The organism is Streptomyces coacervatus, from assembly GCF_029223485.1.
Classification (GTDB): Bacteria; Actinomycetota; Actinomycetes; order Streptomycetales; family Streptomycetaceae; genus Streptomyces; species Streptomyces coacervatus.
The window spans coordinates 479418-494751 of sequence record NZ_JARHTP010000001.1; the positions used below are offsets into that span (position 1 = coordinate 479418).

14 protein-coding genes and 1 pseudogene are annotated in these 15334 nt (G+C 69.6%); 3 read left to right on the forward strand and 12 right to left on the reverse strand.

Going from position 1 to position 15334, the window contains the following annotated elements; genetic code table 11:
* Positions 1 to 18: 18 nt before the first annotated feature.
* The 3 genes and pseudogenes from dgoD to P2Q00_RS02115 all read left to right on the forward strand — a co-directional run.
* The gene (dgoD, locus tag P2Q00_RS02105; protein ID WP_275768842.1) at positions 19 to 1164 is read left to right on the forward strand and encodes a galactonate dehydratase; all 1146 of its coding nucleotides are present in this window, start codon (positions 19 to 21) and stop codon (positions 1162 to 1164) included.
* 154 nt (positions 1165 to 1318) lie between these two features.
* Positions 1319 to 2806, forward strand: a complete 1488-nt coding sequence (locus tag P2Q00_RS02110) for a Gfo/Idh/MocA family protein (RefSeq protein WP_275768844.1) — start codon at positions 1319 to 1321, stop codon at positions 2804 to 2806.
* A 63-nt stretch (positions 2807 to 2869) separates the two neighbouring features.
* Positions 2870 to 3124 (forward strand): annotated as a pseudogene (locus P2Q00_RS02115) (hydroxyquinol 1,2-dioxygenase); the annotation flags it as partial.
* Between the two features lie 228 nt (positions 3125 to 3352).
* On the opposite strand, the gene P2Q00_RS02120 reads toward P2Q00_RS02115, so the two are convergent.
* From P2Q00_RS02120 to P2Q00_RS02175, 12 genes are all read right to left on the reverse strand, one after another.
* The gene (locus tag P2Q00_RS02120) at positions 3353 to 3583 is read right to left on the reverse strand and encodes a hypothetical protein (RefSeq protein ID WP_275768846.1); all 231 of its coding nucleotides are present in this window, start codon (positions 3581 to 3583) and stop codon (positions 3353 to 3355) included.
* Between the two features lie 87 nt (positions 3584 to 3670).
* Positions 3671 to 3880 carry an alcohol dehydrogenase catalytic domain-containing protein gene (locus P2Q00_RS02125; protein ID WP_275768848.1) on the reverse strand — a complete coding sequence of 70 codons (210 nt, stop codon included), beginning with the start codon at positions 3878 to 3880 and terminating at the stop codon, positions 3671 to 3673.
* Between the two features lie 142 nt (positions 3881 to 4022).
* Positions 4023 to 4748: an MBL fold metallo-hydrolase gene (locus tag P2Q00_RS02130; protein ID WP_275768850.1), complete on the reverse strand. Its 726-nt coding sequence runs from the start codon at positions 4746 to 4748 to the stop codon at positions 4023 to 4025.
* Positions 4749 to 4962: 214 nt separating this feature from the next.
* Positions 4963 to 5352, reverse strand: coding sequence for a nuclear transport factor 2 family protein (locus P2Q00_RS02135; protein WP_275768851.1), 390 nt, complete (start codon positions 5350 to 5352; stop codon positions 4963 to 4965).
* 62 nt (positions 5353 to 5414) lie between these two features.
* Positions 5415 to 5873, reverse strand: coding sequence for a nuclear transport factor 2 family protein (locus P2Q00_RS02140; protein WP_275768852.1), 459 nt, complete (start codon positions 5871 to 5873; stop codon positions 5415 to 5417).
* Positions 5831 to 6208, reverse strand: coding sequence for a nuclear transport factor 2 family protein (locus tag P2Q00_RS02145; protein WP_275768853.1), 378 nt, complete (start codon positions 6206 to 6208; stop codon positions 5831 to 5833). Before P2Q00_RS02145 ends, P2Q00_RS02140 begins: the two co-directional genes overlap by 43 nt.
* Positions 6209 to 7375, reverse strand: coding sequence for a sugar ABC transporter substrate-binding protein (locus P2Q00_RS02150; protein WP_275768855.1), 1167 nt, complete (start codon positions 7373 to 7375; stop codon positions 6209 to 6211).
* Positions 7376 to 7706: 331 nt separating this feature from the next.
* Positions 7707 to 8723: an ABC transporter permease gene (locus P2Q00_RS02155; protein WP_275768856.1), complete on the reverse strand. Its 1017-nt coding sequence runs from the start codon at positions 8721 to 8723 to the stop codon at positions 7707 to 7709.
* Complete coding sequence (locus P2Q00_RS02160) at positions 8723 to 10306, reverse strand: sugar ABC transporter ATP-binding protein (RefSeq protein ID WP_275768857.1); 1584 nt, start codon at positions 10304 to 10306, stop codon at positions 8723 to 8725. The genes P2Q00_RS02155 and P2Q00_RS02160 overlap by 1 nt, the downstream gene beginning before the upstream one ends.
* Positions 10307 to 10863: 557 nt before the next feature.
* Complete coding sequence (locus P2Q00_RS02165; protein WP_275768859.1) at positions 10864 to 12072, reverse strand: XdhC family protein; 1209 nt, start codon at positions 12070 to 12072, stop codon at positions 10864 to 10866.
* Between the two features lie 97 nt (positions 12073 to 12169).
* Positions 12170 to 14356: a xanthine dehydrogenase family protein molybdopterin-binding subunit gene (locus P2Q00_RS02170; protein ID WP_275768860.1), complete on the reverse strand. Its 2187-nt coding sequence runs from the start codon at positions 14354 to 14356 to the stop codon at positions 12170 to 12172.
* The gene (locus tag P2Q00_RS02175; RefSeq protein ID WP_275768861.1) at positions 14353 to 15333 is read right to left on the reverse strand and encodes an FAD binding domain-containing protein; all 981 of its coding nucleotides are present in this window, start codon (positions 15331 to 15333) and stop codon (positions 14353 to 14355) included. Before P2Q00_RS02175 ends, P2Q00_RS02170 begins: the two co-directional genes overlap by 4 nt.
* Between the last annotated feature and the right edge of the window lies 1 nt (position 15334).

Genomic DNA, 15334 nt, shown 5'->3' on the forward strand with positions numbered 1-15334 from the left:
GGACCGGAGGTCCACCCCATGAAGATCACTGGATTCGAGCTCTTCCTCGTCGAACCGCGCTGGCTCTTCCTGCGCGTCGACACCGACGAGGGCATTTCCGGCTGGGGCGAACCCATCGTCGAGGGCAAGGCCCAGACCGTCGCCCGTTGCGTCGAGGAGATGTTCGACTACCTGGTCGGCCAGGACCCCGCCCGCATCGAAGAGCACTGGCAGGTGCTCGCCAAGAGCGGCTTCTACCGCGGCGGTGTCGTCCTGAACAGCGCCCTGGCCGGCATCGACCAGGCACTGTGGGACATCGCGGGCAAGACCCACGGCGTCCCGGTCCACCAGCTCCTCGGCGGCCACGTCCGTGACCGGGTGCGCGTCTACGGCTGGGTCGGCGGCGAGACTCTGGAGGAACTGGCCGAATCGGCGGCCTCGCAGGTCGCCAAGGGTATGACGGCGGTCAAGTTCAACCCCTGCGGCCAGCTGGAGCCCCTCGCCGCACCCGCCGCGATCAACGCCATCGTGGACGGGGTGACCACGGTCCGCGAGGCCATCGGCCCGGAGCGCGACCTGGCACTCGACTTCCACGGCCGTTTCAGTGGGGCGATGTCCCGCCGGGTACTGCCGTTCCTGGAGCCGCTGTTGCCGCTGTTCGTGGAGGAGCCCGTGTTGCCGGAGTTCTCCCAGGACCTCGGCGCCGTGGTGCGCTCCACCTCCATCCCCATCGCCACCGGCGAACGGCTCTACTCCCGCTGGGACTTCCGCTCCGTGCTCGCCGACGGCATCGCGGTGGCCCAGCCCGACATCAGCCACGCCGGCGGCATCTCCGAGACCCGCCGGATCGCCGCGATGGCGGAGGCATACGACGTCCTGGTGGCCCCCCACTGCCCGCTCGGCCCGATCGCCCTCGCGGCCAGCCTGCAACTCGACTTCGCGATCCCCAACTTCCTCATCCAGGAACAGGCACTGGGCATCGGCTACGGCGACAGCGGCGGCTTGCTGGACTACCTCGCCGACACCACGCCCTTCACCTTCCGCGACGGTTACATCGACCGTCCCACCGCCCCGGGCCTCGGTATCACCATCGACGAGGACGCGGTGCGGGCCGCCGCCGAACGCGGCCACCGCTGGCGCAACCCGGTCTGGCGCAACACGGACGGCTCACTGGCCTCCTGGTAGCCCGGGGCAGGCCCGCCCGGGCCTCGTTCGCCGGGTTCGGGAGGGCATCGAGCCGGGCGAGTGCACTGGTGATCACCTTGGTCCAGGGTGAAGTCGCAGGTCACGCGATCCAGCCTTCTGTTCTCAACACGCAACTATCAATCCTTACCCGGCCATGCGCAAAGAGGCGCTGAAAGCTAAGGAAGTCATGACTGAGTACCGCCTCGTGGACCAGAACCCGACCGCACCCCTGCCGGCATCGAGCACCAGCACGACGGCGAGTCCCCAAGTGGTGGGGGAGTTCGCCCAACCTCCCGCGGACCAGCCCCGGCGCCGCTACGCGGTCGCCGGGACCGGGCATCGTGCCGGCATGTACGTCGCCGCCCTGACAGGTGAGCATGCCGATGTCGGGGAGATCGTCGCGTGGCTCGACCCCAACCCGGCCCGCATCGACTTCTACGACAACGAAGCCGGGCGCGCCGGTGGTGGCGATGCTCCCGCCCGCCTACCCCGCTATACCCCCGACACGCTCGAGCGGATGATCGCAGAGCAGCGCGTCGAGACCGTCATCGTCACCAGCGTCGACCGGACGCACGCAGACGTGGTCGACCGCAGTCTGCGCGCGGGCGCGGACGTCGTCGTCGAGAAACCGCTCACCACTGACGCCGAAGGGTGCCGACGCATCGTCCAGGCAGTCGCCGATACCGGCAACGACCTCATCATGACCTTCAACTACCGCTACGCGCCGCGCAATTCGACGCTGCGTCAGGTAATCGCCAGTGGCGTCATCGGCGAGATCACCAGCGTCCACTTCGAGTGGGTCCTGGACACGATGCACGGGGCCGACTACTTCCGCCGGTGGCACCGCGAGAAGCGCAACTCCGGAGGACTGCTCGTCCACAAGGCGAGCCACCATTTCGACCTTGTCAACTGGTGGCTCGACGACGTACCCGAACTCGTCTACGCCTCCGGAGGGCTGCGCTTCTACGGTGACGCGAACGCCGCGGCCCGCGGAATGGGACCCCGCCCCGATCGCGGCACCGGCGCCGGAGCGGATCCCTTCGCGCTCGACCTCCGAGATGATCCGCGGCTCGAAGCGCTGTACCTGCAAGCCGAGCACCACGACGGATACCGCCGCGACCAGGACCCGTTCGCGCCCGGCATCACCATCGAGGACAATATGTCCGTCCTGGTCGACTACCGCCGCGGGGCCACACTCACGTACTCCCTGAACGCCCACAGCCCGTGGGAGGGCTATCGGGTCTCGGTCAACGGCACACAGGGGCGTGCAGAACTGTCCGTCGTCGAGCGGGGACACATCCAGCTCGATGATGACGGCGGCGTTGACCTGGATCCCTCCGCAATACCGGGTGCTTCAGCTGTTGATCAGGTTCGGCCCGTCGAAGACCGCCTCGTCGTGCAGAAGCACTGGAACCGGGCAGAGGATGTTGTCATCCCCGACGGGATCGGCGGGCACGGCGGTGGCGACGCCATCCTTCTCCAGGACATTTTCCGTCGCGACCTGCGCCTGCACACCGATCCGCTCGGCCGCGCCGCCGGCTACCTCGACGGAGTGCGGGCAGTGGCCGTCGGCATCGCCGCCAACGAATCCCTGCGCACCGCACAGCCTGTGTCGATCACGGACCTTCAGCTCGGTCTATGACACTCCCAGCCGACAACGAGAAGTGGGCATCGTGAGGTTGCGGGCCACGTCCTCGGCGTGAGCATGCGGACGATCAACGTCAACAACCAGGCCTGCAAGGGCGTCACCGGGGCGACCGTGTTCGGTCCCTTCTTCGTCGGGGACGGGCTGCACGACGTGCGGTACGACGCCGGAAAGCGTGCTCGCCGAGCGCGTCTGTTCTCCGCCGCCGACGGTGGTTACCGCTTCTGGGGTCTCACCCCGACGCCGTATCCGATCCCGGACGACGGTCCTGTCGGCAAGATGCTCGACGCGGTCGGCCGTTCGCCGCTGCGCGCTGCCCACCTGCACCTCATGGTGTCCCACGAGGGGGCTCGCACGCTGGTGACCCACATTTTCCCGAGGGTGACCCGATCGGCCGCAAGCGGCCGTGTCGTCGACGGCACATGGAGCCGGCCCAGGCTGTCGCGATGTCGGCGTGCGGACAGGCCCGCACGAGCCTGCCGAAGGGGAACCGGCCCTGTCTCCAGGACTCGATCAGCTTCGGGACGAACGTCGCCGGGATCGCTAGGTCGTGTCCGTAAAGTCCCGTCGTCCGCCCGGAGGGCGGGCCGGGCCGAGGACGACGATGGAGTCGCCGGGGCGCAGCCGCAGGGCCTCGATGACCGATCCGGCGCAGGTGATCACCCCGCAGGCCAATGGCCCGGGTTGTTCCAGCGGCACGTCGTCCGGGACCTTCACCGCGCTCCGAACCGGAGCGACCGCAGAGGTGGCGAGCGATGCCTGCCCGAGGAACATACCGCCGGTCCGCTCTCCCTGTCGGCTCAGCGGCGACGAACCGTCGACGCGTCGGCCGCCGAACGCGACGAGCGTGGCCTCGGGGGATTAAGCGGGGCGCCCGGTGCGGCAGCCGGGGCAGACCACCGTACGAGCCGTCAGACAGGGCGACATGGTCGCCGGCCCGAACCCGGCCACGCCGGTGCCCACCCGCTCCACGACGTCGGCGGCCGTGTGCCGGAGCACGATCGGCATCCGCATGGGGAGGCCGCGCCCGGCGTGCGCGTTGATGTCGGTGTGGCGGATCCCGGTCGCCATGACGCGCGCCGGGGTCTCATCGGCGCACGGCTCGTCGAGCTCGACCGCCTCGGTCCGCGGGACCAGCTCCCCTGGACGCGAGACGGCCCCCTGACGATCACGGCGCAGAGCGTGTCTCCGGGGGCCGCGCCTGCGCGAGACGCTACAGGTTGCCGGGTGCGGAGGACTCCAGCGCCGCTCCCAACCCCCTCAGCACCTGCGGGTCCGCCACCGGATCGCCGTGTCCGGGGCACAGAAGCAGGACGTCGTGGGCGGCCATCGCCGCGGCGGAGCGGCGGGCCGAGGCTGCGTCGTCGTTGAAGTGGCCCAGTGTGGGCCCTCCCGACAGGGTGACGATGAGGTCGCCGGTGAACAGGACGCGGGACTCCCTGACCAGGAGGCCGATGCTGCCCTCCGTGTGCCCCGCTCCGCTGATCACCGCCGCCCCGCCCCCGATCGCGACGACGTCTCCCGCCTCCACCTCGGAGTCGACGCGACACGGAGGGGCCGGTGGGATGCCGGCGGACAGCCGCTCGAACACCGCGCGCTCCTCGTCGGTGAGCGTCCGACGCGGGGGCCGACGCTCGCCGCGGATGATCGGAGCGTCCGCTCGATGCGCGACCACTTCGACATCGCCCCAGCTCGCCACGTCCGCGGCCGCACCCGTGTGGTCCTCATGGTGATGCGTGAGCACGAGCCGCCGGAGGGCCGTGGTACGGAATCCCAGCTCAGAGAAGGCGGCGGCGAGCGCGGGCTCGTCCCCGGGAAACCCTGCGTCGATCATCGTGACCTCTGACCCGTCGCGCCAGAGGTAGATCTGCGGGAAGCCGGTCCGGATCATGAAGAGATCGGGAGCAAGCTCGCGGATCTCCGTCGCTCGATCGCCCATGGCCTGTCTCCTCCTAGTCCCAGTGCCTCTTACTCCCGCGGGGGTAAGGGCGATGTCGAAGCGTCCCCGGCTCCATGTGTCCGGCCGAGTGGTGAAGCCCGTGCTGCCCATGCCCTGAGAACGTTCACGGTCGATCCGCGTTGCTGAGGCGGAGATGCCGGCGCCATCCGTTCCAACAGGGGCCGGATGGCGCCGGTGCTCAAGTCGGGTGCGGTCACTCGAGTCCGTGGATGACCTTGCCACCGGGCGGCGGACGGAAGGCATCCCAGTGCTCGACGAGCAGCCCGTCGTGTATGCGGAAGACGTCGACCAGCATCCCGTCCTCGCGGATCGCCTGACGGGCGATGAACTCGCCGTCGGCGATGACGTTCACCTCGATCTCCTTCGCCGGGTCGAGCCGTTCCTCCGGGGGCAGCGAGAGGATGTAGGTGAAGAACTTCCGGAGCCCCTCGCGGCCCTGCTCGATGTTCGGGTTGTGCTGGATGTAGTCCTCGGCCACGTACCGGTCGAGGTGCTCCAGTCCCGCCACGGTGCCGTGGGCGATCTCGAAGAACTCGGCGACGATCTGCTTGTTGCGCGCGAGATCGTGGATCTCGTCAGCCATGCTCAATCCCTTCGTTGGATCGGAATCCCGGAAGAAGCCCGTGCGCGGGGCGCCAGGAGTCCCTATTCGAGACCGTGGATGATCGCGCCGCCGGGCGGCGGGCGGAACGCGTCCCAGTGCTCCTTGACAAGGCCGTCCTCGATACGGAACACGTTGATGAGCAACCCGTCTTCGCGGATCTCGTGCCGGACGACGAAGTCGCCCTCCGCGATGAGGTGCACCTTCAGCTCCTTGGCGGGGTCAAGGCGCTCGGAGGGCGGGAGCGAGAGGATGTGGGTGAAGAACGTGCGCAGTCCCTCGAGTCCCTGCCCGATGTTCGGGTTGTGCTGCATGTAGTCCACCGCCGCGAACTCGCCGAGCCGGTCCAGCCCCGCGAGATCGCCGTGGGCGACCGCCAGGAAGTCCTCGACGAGCCGCTTGTTGCGTGCCAGCCGCTCGGGTTCCGACACCGCCGCCCCACCGGGGCCGGCCCCGGCCATCACGAGCCCGCCGGCGGGTCGTAACCCGGTGCCGAACGCCACGCGTCCCAGTGCTCCTGGAGCATGCCGTCCCTGACCCGCCAGATGTCGATGTGGAGCCCGTTGACGCGGATCTCGTGACGCACCACGAGATCCCCCTCGCCGATCAGGTGGACCTCGATGGTCCCGGAAGGATCGAGATCCTTCTCGCGTGCGCGATGGAATCCGGCGAAGTACTCACGGACGCCCTCTCGCCCCTGCCCGGCGTGTGGATTGTGCTGGACGTAGTCGACCGCGACGAGGTCGTCGAGACGGTCGAGTCGCTTGGCGATCGCCACGTCGTTGACGAAAGCCTCGACAACCTGTTTGTTGCGCTCGATGCTTGCGTCGTCTGTCATCTACTTCTTGCCCCAGAGCTTGAGGAACCCGTCTACGTAGTCGGCCTTGCCGTACCACGAGCCGTTCGACCATCCCTTCTGGGTGAGGTCGAGGCCGGTGACGTTGGCGGACGTGAACAGACGCTGGAACGGGAAGTCCAGCGCGCCCGCACGCGGCTGACCGACCATGAGCCGCAGCAGCGAGTCGGACAGGTACCAGGAGAGTGCCGGAAGGCTGAACGCGGCGACCGCGCCGGTCCACTGGGACTTGCCGAGCTGCTGCATCACGGCCAGGGAGCCGCCCACGGTGCCGACCTGGGTGTTCGTGGCGCTACGGCCTGCGGCCTGCGCTCCTGAGACGACATCGGGGACGTAGTTGTTCGTACCGGCCACGATGTACTTCATGCTGGAGTCCGCCACCAGTGACGTCGACACCTCGGTGGGGATCTTGTCCTGGTTGACGGTGTTCACGTCGATCACCTTCGACGAGCAGCCGCCGCAGTCGTCCTTCAGCACCTTGACGACACCGTCGTTGGCCCAGGCCGGCGTGATGTCGTTCGAGGTCGTGCGCATCGCGAGCACATGGGCCGAGCCCTTGGAGTCGACGATGAACTGATCGGTCAGCCAGGAGTGAAGCTTCACGAAGTTGGGGGTCACGTAGCTGACGAGCTTCGGGTCGCCGGGGCCGGAGGACGTCGTCACGCCGTTCACCAGCGGGATACCCGCCTTCGCGACCGCGGCGATCGCGCTCGGGGCGGTGTTCTGGGTGATGCCGACGGTGACGATGCCGATGGCCTTCGCGTTGATCGCCTGCTGGAGGCAGTTGGCGACGCCGTCCGGCGAGCCGCCGGTCGTGCCGCACGCCTCCACGTCGACGCCGAAGCGCGAGAACACGGTCTTGATCTCGTTCGCGACGACCGAGAAGTCCTGCACCTCGAGCGCCGGCACGATGACGTAGACCTTGCCGCCGGTGATCTTCGACGTGTCGATGGCCGGACCCGGCGCGGCGAACGTGTCGATCGGCTGTCCAGCCGACTTGACCGCCGCCGCGACGGCGGCCGGAACGGATCCCTTCGCGTCTCCCGACGAGCCCGAGTCCGTCTTGGTGCTGCCGCAGCCGACGAGGGTGAGTGCCAACACCGTGCAGGCCGCTAGAAGTTCGCGCGACCGATTGCGCCTGTTCAGCATGAGATTGCCTCTCTTCTTTGAGTGTGTAATCACTTGGCCCTCTCCCGAGAGCAGAGCGCTTCCCGTCCGCGGGCAAGGAACATCACCGTGCCGGCCCGGGTGTGTCGCAACAGGGCGACGGGGATATGCCGGCCAACGGCATGTCGGCGTTCGGAGGTCTCGCCACCGTTCGGGCGGACGCGTATCGCGCGTCCCGAACCGCACCGTGTCGTCGAGCAGGGACGCGACAGCGATCAGGACGATCTCGAAGCCGGCAAGGAGCACGCCGACCGGCCGAGGACTCCTGCGCCGCGGGCGGCGGTCAACAGGGAGGTGCCGTGCAGGAGCCGGTTCAGGCGCGTGCGCGGCGGCGGAGAAGAAGCGACACGGTGATGGCGATGATCAGCGCCGCGCCGTAGAAGACGTTCGTCACCCATCCGGACAGCCCGAGCAGTTGCAGCCCGAACATGCCCGTCAGCAGGAAGTAGGCGGCGATGAACATGCCGATCGCGTTGAAGCGTCCGGGGACCACCGCGATCGTGCCGAGGAACACCGCGGCGAGAGCCGGCATCATCTGCACCTGGGCCGTCGAGGTGCTGAACCCGCCGACACCGCACGCGAGGATGATGCCGATGACGCCGCTGAGCAGGGCGGCCACCAGGTAGCCCCCGAAGCGGATGCGGCGGACGGGGATGCCGGCGAGCCTCGCGACGTTCGGGTTCGAACCGACGAACAGCATCGATCGGCCGAGCGGGGTCGCGGTCATGACGTACGCGGTGATGACGACGAGCACGACGCCGTACCAGAACACCGCCGGGAGGCCCAGGAAGCTGCCGAGCGCGACCTGCGCGAGCCCTGGGTCGAGGCCGCTCACGTTCGACTGGTTCGACATCAACAGCGCGATCCCCAGGGCGACGCTCCCCGTGCCGAGGGTGACGACGATCGAGCTGATCCCGACGACGACCACGAGTACCGCGTTGATGAGGCCGACCAGCACCGCCGCGGCGAGGGCCACGAGGATCGCCGGCCAGACTGGCCAGCCGTGCAGGACGACGAGGGCCGGGAACGCGGTTCCCGCCAGGCCGTAGATGAAGGCGAACGACAGGTCGAACTCGCCGACGGCGATCGTGGTGATGACCGCGAGGCCCAGGAAGACCACCGGTGTCTGCTGGCCCAGGACCGCGCGCGAGGCGTTTCCGAGGTCGACGCTGTTCGGGAGCAGCACCAGGAAGAGCACCACCATGATGATCCAGAGCAGCACGAGGCTGTAGCGCTGGAGCAGGTAGGTGGCCGCCCGGGTGAGTGGAACGCCCGTCTTCTGAGGTGTGGCGCCCGCGGCGATCGTGGGTTGTGACCGTGTGGTTGCCATCAGGCCTCACTTGCGGGAGTCGGTGCGGAGAGGAGAGCGTGCGCCGCGTCATCGACGGTGAAGATCGCGGAGAGAACGGTGTCCGCGTCGAACGGTCGCGTCATCTCGCGGACGATCCGGCCGTCCTGGAGGATGAGAACCCGGTCGCAGATCGCCGCGAGGTCCTCGACCTCGGCGGAGCAGACCATGACCGCGGATCCGTCGGCGGCGGCCTGCCGGCTCGCCGTGAGGATCGCGTGACGCGCGCCGACGTCGACCGCCTGGGTGGGGTCGTCGAGCACGAGCAGGTCGGGCGTCCCGAGGAGCCACTTGCCGAGCAGCACCTTCTGCTGGTTGCCGCCGGACATCGCGGCGACGGGCATCGTGGGGTTCGGCGGCCGGATGTCGAACCGCTCGATGATGCCCTCGGTCTCGGCGCGCTGCCACTTGAACCCGGTCCACCAGGGCTTTCCCCGGCTGCGCAGGTGGGGGAGGGTCGCGTTCTCCTCGACCGTCAGTTCGAGGGCGACGCCCTTGTCGTGCCGATCGGCGGGGATGAAGGCGATTCCGGCGTCGAGGAGGTCGACGACCCTGGCCCGGGCCAGATCGACGACGCGTCCGCCGAGCTTGACCTTGCCGGTGCCTCGCCGGTCGCCGCCGAGCAGCGGCCCGAGGTCCGACAGGCCGGAGTCGACCGTCCCCGTGAAGCCGACGACCTCGCCGCGACGGATGGCGGCGCTCACGCCCTCGACCCGTCCGCCGGAGACATCGACGAACTCGACCGTCTCGGGCCGGGGCGCGGGCGGCAGGGTCTCCATGATGTCGCCGAGCTCTGCGGCCCGTCCGAGGACGAGGCCGGTCAGCTCGGCCTCGTCCAGCCCTGCCGTCGGAATGCCCGTCTCCACGACCCGGCCGTTGCGCAGGACAGTCGCCCGGTCGGCGATCTCGAGCACCTCCTTGAGGTTGTGGCTGACGAACAGCACGGCCGTGCCCTGGCTCGTGAGCAGGCGGATCATGTCGTAGAACGCCGGCAGCGCCTCATGGGGGATGGCGCGCGAGGACTCATCGAAGACCACGACGCCCGTGCCGGGCGTCCGGTCCTGGAGGGCTCGTGCGACCGCGACCGCGACCCGCTCGCTGGGCAGCAGGGTCGAGACCTTGGCCGACGGGGCGATGTCGGTGTGGAGGTACTTCAGCGTCTCGCCGACGGCGACGGCGTCCTCGGAGGTACGGATCCGGCGGGTGATCGGGTTGACCGCGTGCCGGCCGACCCGCACGTTGTCGCGCACCGAGAGGTCGGGCACGAGACCGAGATCCTGGTGCACGAACGAGAGACCCTGTCCGTGCAGCGCCTTCGCCTTGATCGGCGGACCGATGTGCTCGCCGTCGAGGAGGATCTCGCCGCCCGGATCCGCCGAGTAGACGCCGGAGATCAGTTTGATGAGTGTCGACTTGCCGGAGCCGTTCTGCCCGACGAGGGCGTGCACCTCTCCCGGGGCGATCGTCAGGCTCGCGTTCTCGAGGACCGCGACGCCGGCGAACGTCTTGGTGAGATTGCGGACCTCGAGCCGGGGGACCGGCGGGGTCGCGGATTCATCGGCCATGACTACCGCCCCTGCCGTGCGGTTCGGTCTCCTCGACACCGCCGGGGACGAAAAGGGCTGGGTGAACCGGTCTGAACCATGGACGACTCCTTGCGCACGAAGCGCTGCTGTCGGAACCGACGTCCGCTGCCGGCCCCGGATGTGGGTGCTGCTGTCGCGGTCATCCCGGCAGCACTGCTGCCGAACCGCCCCATAGGCCTTCGCGGAGCTCCTCCGCGTGGCTCGTCAACCAAACCTGATTCAGAACGCTCGACACGGTGACCGACCGGCGAGCAGCGACAAGGTAGGAAGTGACTCCCGTCACGCTCAATGGACATGTTCATTGGACGAACAGGTCACCCATATCGGTAGCTCCGGTGTGCACCATCCAGGAGGCGTCTGCTGCAGCGTTCGGGTGGCAGGTTCGGGCATACGGTCTGGAGGGTCGACGCAGTCATGACGGCTTCGAAGGATCTGTCGAACCGGCATCCCGTGGCCATCGAGGTCCAGCCGCTGCTGACGTCGAAGGCCAACAGGGTGAGGACGGTGTCCTCCGGGCGGCGGAACGGCCAGGCCTCTCAGCGGTTCACCGTCGGCATCGACAGGCACCGGTTGTCTCCGACGGCCTCCGAGTCGATCCGGCGGCCGTCGGCGTGGGCCGTGCGGTGGATGGGGCCGGTGCCTTGCGACAGGGGCAGACCGGTGTGGTGGTTGGCCTGGGCGATGATCTCCGCCGTAATGGACACCGCCGTTTCCTGGGGGGTGCGGGCGCCGAGGTCCAAGCCGATCGGGGAGTTCAGCCGGCCCAGTTGGTCCTCGGGGACGCCGGCCTCCCGCAGCAGGTCGATACGGCGCTCGTGGGTACGTCGGGAGCCCATGGCGCCGATGTAGCCGACGGGGAGCGTCAGCGCCAGGCGCAGCAGCGGGATGTCGAACTTGGCGTCGTGGGTGAGGACGCAGATGGCGGTGCGGGGGTCGACTTCGGTGGCCGCGAGGTAACGATGGGGCCAGTCGGTGACGACCTCGTCGGCGTGCGGGAAGCGGGCGGCGGTGGCGAAGACCGGGCGGGCGTCGCAGACGGTGACCCGGTAGCCGAGGAAACTGCCTGCGTGGCTGAGAGCGGAGGCGTAGTCGATGGCGCCGAAGATCAGCATGCGGGGTCGGGGCGCGTGGACGTGGACCAGGACGGTGAGCTGCCGCGGGCAGGTACCGTCCCCCGAGTTCTCTGCCTCACCCTCGGCGCGGCCCAGTTCGATCCGGGCGGTGCGGCCCGCCCGGAGGAGGGCACGGGCATGCGCCACGACCGCCCGGTCCTCGTTCTCCTCGCCGAGAGCGCCCTCGTGGGCGCCCTCGGCAGGGATATGGAGGATACGGCCGACGAGCTCATCAGGGCCGTCGACGACGTGGGCCACGGCCAGGGGGCGCCCCGCTGCCACGGCACCGAGGGCGGAGGCGAGGTGGGGCTCGACGGCGGGCACCACTCGCTGTACCAGTACGTCGATCTCTCCGCCGCAGGTCAGGCCGACGGCGAAGGCGTCGTCGTCGGAGTAGCCGAATCTCGCGCGGGTGGGTGGCCCGCCGTCCGCAAGGACCTGTTGGCACAGTTCGTAGACCGCCGCCTCGACACAGCCACCGGAGACGCCGCCGACCGCGGCGCCGTCCATGCCGACGGCGAGGGCGGTGCCGAGGGGCAGGGGGGAGCTGCCACTGACGTCGACGACGGTGGCGAGGGCGAAGGGGCGGGCCTCGCGACACCAGCGGTGCAGTGTCTCCGCGATGTTGAGCATGGCGGGCTCTCTGTTCGGTGGGTGGTCGTGGCGGGCCGACGGTACGGCGACGGCCCTGGGGCCCGGGTGACCGGTGGCGTGGCGGCCACCCGGGGGTTCAGAGCAGGACCTCGGGCTTGATCGGCAGCTCGCGGACCCGGCGGCCGGTGGCGTTGAAGACCGCGTTGGCGATGGCGGGCGCCACCCCGACGATGACGATCTCGCCGAGTCCCTTGACACCGATGGGGTCGGCTTCGTAGTCCTCGCCCTGGATGAAGATCGCCTTCATCTCGGGTATGTCGGCGTGGGTCGGCACGAGGTAGTCGGCGAAGTTGGCGTTGACGATCCGGCCGTCGCGGTGGTCGGTAATGGTGTGTTCCAGCAGGGCCTGACCGATGCCGCCGGTCATGGCGCCGATGGCCTGGCTGTCGGCCAGTGTCGGGCTGATGATCCGTGCGGCGTCGTACACGCCGACCATGCGCCGGACCCGTACCAGCCCGAGCCGGGCGTCGACGGCCACCTCGGCGAACGTCGCTGCGTACGCGTACAGCGAGAACCGCTCAGGTCCCGAGGGCCCGGCGTACGACCCGAGCACTTCCAAGTGGGTCCGGCCGTTGCGAGCCAGGAGCCGCTGGTACGTCTCCCCGCGTGCGGGCTCGTCCTTCACATACAGCCGGCCGCCTCGTACGACGATGTCGGCGGCCGCGGCGCCGTACAGCGGTGATTCCTCGTCGTTGACCGCGAGCGTGATCGCCTGCTTGCGCAGTTTGTCGCAGCCGTCCTGGACGGCGGATCCGACACTGGCCATGGTCAGTGAGCCGGCGTGGATGGGGGCCGTGGGCATGCTGGAATCGCCGAGCCTGAAGGTCACCTGGCGCATGGTCAGGCCGAGGGCGTCGGCGGCGACCTGGGTCATGGAGGTGGCCGTGCCGGGGCCCATGTCGCTGGTCGCGGACTGCACCAGGGCGGTGCCGTCGGCGGCGAGCCTGACCGAGGCCTGGGCCGGGCTGCGCAGGGTGTCGTAGACACCGGCGGCCATCCCCATGCCGATGAGCCAGTCGCCGTCACGCGTCGAGCGGGGCTCGGGGCTGCGCCGGTCCCAGCCGAACGCGCGGGCGCCCGCTCGGTAGCACTCACGCAGGCGGCGGGTGGAGAACGGCAGCCCGCTGGACTCGTCGTCGGCCGGTTCGTTGCGCAGCCGCAGCTCGATGGGGTCCATGCCCAGTTCGTGGGCGAGTTCGTCGATCGCCGACTCGACGGGATAGGCGCCGCTGGAGTAGCCGGGGCCGCGCATGAACCACGGCGTGCTCACGTCCAGCGGAACCAGAGAATATGTCTGGTGGACGTTGGGGGTGCTGTACAGCATCCGGCCGGGGTTGAGGACCTCTTCGGTGTACGTCTCGTAGCGGGAGGTCTCGGCTCGGACCTCGTGCGCCGACGCGGTCAGGCGGCCCCGCCGGTCGCTGCCCAGCCGCAGTCCGTACTCGTACGCGGGCCGGTATCCCACGCCGAAGTACAACTGCCTGCGGGTGAGGACGAGTTTCACGGGGCGTCCGACCTCCCGGGCGGCCATGGCCGCGATGACGGAGTGCACCCAGGTGCGGCCGAGGCTGCCGAAGGAGCCGCCGACGAACGGCGAGAAGACGCGGATGTGGTCCGGCGGGATGCCGAACTCGCCGGCCAGGGTCGACACGGCGCCCTGCACCCACTGGGTCTTCTCCCAGACGGTCAGCCGGTCGCCGTCCCAGCGGGCGACGATGCCGGCCGGTTCGATCGGGTTGTGGTGATTGCGGGCCGTCTGGTACGTCATCTCCAGCCGGACGGCGGAAGAGCCCAGGGCCCCCTCGGCATCACCTCGGGCATAGGTCTGGCCGTCGCCGGCGGGGTCGGCGATGGTCATGTCGGTCGAGGGAGGCTCGGCGTCGTAGGAGACGCCGACCAGGCTCGCGGCGTGCTGTGCCGTCTCCAGCGTGGTCGCCACCACGACCGCGACGGGCTGGCCGAAGAACCGGACCCGGTCGTCCTGGAAGGCGCGCAGCGGCGCACCCGGCGGGTATCCCCCCGCGAGGGGCGGCAGCTTGGGCGCGTTGAGGTGGCTGATCACCTTCAGGACGCCGGCCTGGGCCACGGCGGCGCGGGTGTCGATGCCGGTGATACGGCCCTTGCCGACGCCGCTGTCGACGACGACCGCGTGCACGAACCCGTCGGGGCTGTTGTCGGCGGCGTACTTCGCTCTGCCGGTCACCCTCAGCCGTGCGTCGACCCGGCGAACCTCCGCGCCGACCGCTGCCTGTGGCTGGCTCATGCGGTGCCTCCTACGATGCGCAGCTGGCGTTCGACGGTACGTTTGAGCAGTTCGGCCTTGAAGCCGTTGTACGCGAGGGGACGGGCCCCGTCGGCCGCGTACTCGGCCGCCTCGGCCCACAGCCCGTCGGAGGGACGGCCGCCGATGAGGCGGCGCTCGACGGCGGGCAGCCTCCACGGCACGGTGCCCACACCGCCGGCGGCGACCTTCGCCTCGCGAACGACGCCGCCGCGGATGTGCAGCGCGACCGCCGCGGAAGTGAGCGCGAACTCGTAGGACTGCCGGTCGCGCACCTTCAGATAGCCCGATTTCAGTGGTCGCGGGTGGGCCGGGATCTCCACGGCGATGATCAACTCGCCCGGTCGGACGGCCTGTTCGCGGTTCGGGGTGCTGCCCGGCCGGAGCAGGAACTCGGCGAAGGGCACGGTGCGTTCGCCCTCCCGGCCCAGCAGGTGGACGTCGGCGTCCAGGGCGGTGAGAGCGACCGCGAGATCGGAAGGGTGCGTGGCCACGCAACTGTCGGAGGTGCCGAGGATCGCATGGCCGCGGTTGAAGCCGTGCAGCGCGGCGCACCCGGAGCCGGGCTCGCGTTTGTTGCAGACGGCGGTCACGTCACGGAAGTACGTGCACCGGGTGCGCTGCATGATGTTGCCGCCGATGGTGGCCATGTTCCGCAGCTGGGCCGAGGCGCTCAGCTCCAGCGCCTGCGAGACGAGCGGGTAGCCGGACCGCACCTCGGGGTGCGCGGCGGCCTCGGCCATGCGGACCAGGGCGCCGATGCGCAGACCGCCGCGCCCGGTGACGGTGACCTCGCGCAGGGGCAGGCCGCTGATGTCGACCAGGGCTCCGGGGCGTTCGACGGTCTCCCGCATCAGGTCGACGAGCGTGGTGCCGCCGGCGATGTAACGCCCACCGCGCCCACCGGCGACGAGGGCCTCCCGCGTGTCCGCGGCCTTGGTGTAGGTGAAGGGATGCATG

Coding starts and splice junctions, on each gene's coding strand:
- P2Q00_RS02155 (WP_275768856.1), bottom strand. CDS start 8,723: ATGGCAACCACACGGTCACAACCCACGATCGCCGCGGGCGCCACACCT.
- P2Q00_RS02175 (WP_275768861.1), bottom strand. CDS start 15,333: ATGCATCCCTTCACCTACACCAAGGCCGCGGACACGCGGGAGGCCCTC.
- P2Q00_RS02145 (WP_275768853.1), bottom strand. CDS start 6,208: ATGACAGACGACGCAAGCATCGAGCGCAACAAACAGGTTGTCGAGGCT.
- P2Q00_RS02170 (WP_275768860.1), bottom strand. CDS start 14,356: ATGAGCCAGCCACAGGCAGCGGTCGGCGCGGAGGTTCGCCGGGTCGAC.
- P2Q00_RS02120 (WP_275768846.1), bottom strand. CDS start 3,583: ATGTTCCTCGGGCAGGCATCGCTCGCCACCTCTGCGGTCGCTCCGGTT.
- P2Q00_RS02150 (WP_275768855.1), bottom strand. CDS start 7,375: ATGCTGAACAGGCGCAATCGGTCGCGCGAACTTCTAGCGGCCTGCACG.
- P2Q00_RS02125 (WP_275768848.1), bottom strand. CDS start 3,880: ATGGCGACCGGGATCCGCCACACCGACATCAACGCGCACGCCGGGCGC.
- dgoD (WP_275768842.1), top strand. CDS start 19: ATGAAGATCACTGGATTCGAGCTCTTCCTCGTCGAACCGCGCTGGCTC.
- P2Q00_RS02135 (WP_275768851.1), bottom strand. CDS start 5,352: ATGGCTGACGAGATCCACGATCTCGCGCGCAACAAGCAGATCGTCGCC.
- P2Q00_RS02110 (WP_275768844.1), top strand. CDS start 1,319: ATGCGCAAAGAGGCGCTGAAAGCTAAGGAAGTCATGACTGAGTACCGC.
- P2Q00_RS02165 (WP_275768859.1), bottom strand. CDS start 12,072: ATGCTCAACATCGCGGAGACACTGCACCGCTGGTGTCGCGAGGCCCGC.
- P2Q00_RS02130 (WP_275768850.1), bottom strand. CDS start 4,748: ATGGGCGATCGAGCGACGGAGATCCGCGAGCTTGCTCCCGATCTCTTC.
- P2Q00_RS02160 (WP_275768857.1), bottom strand. CDS start 10,306: ATGGCCGATGAATCCGCGACCCCGCCGGTCCCCCGGCTCGAGGTCCGC.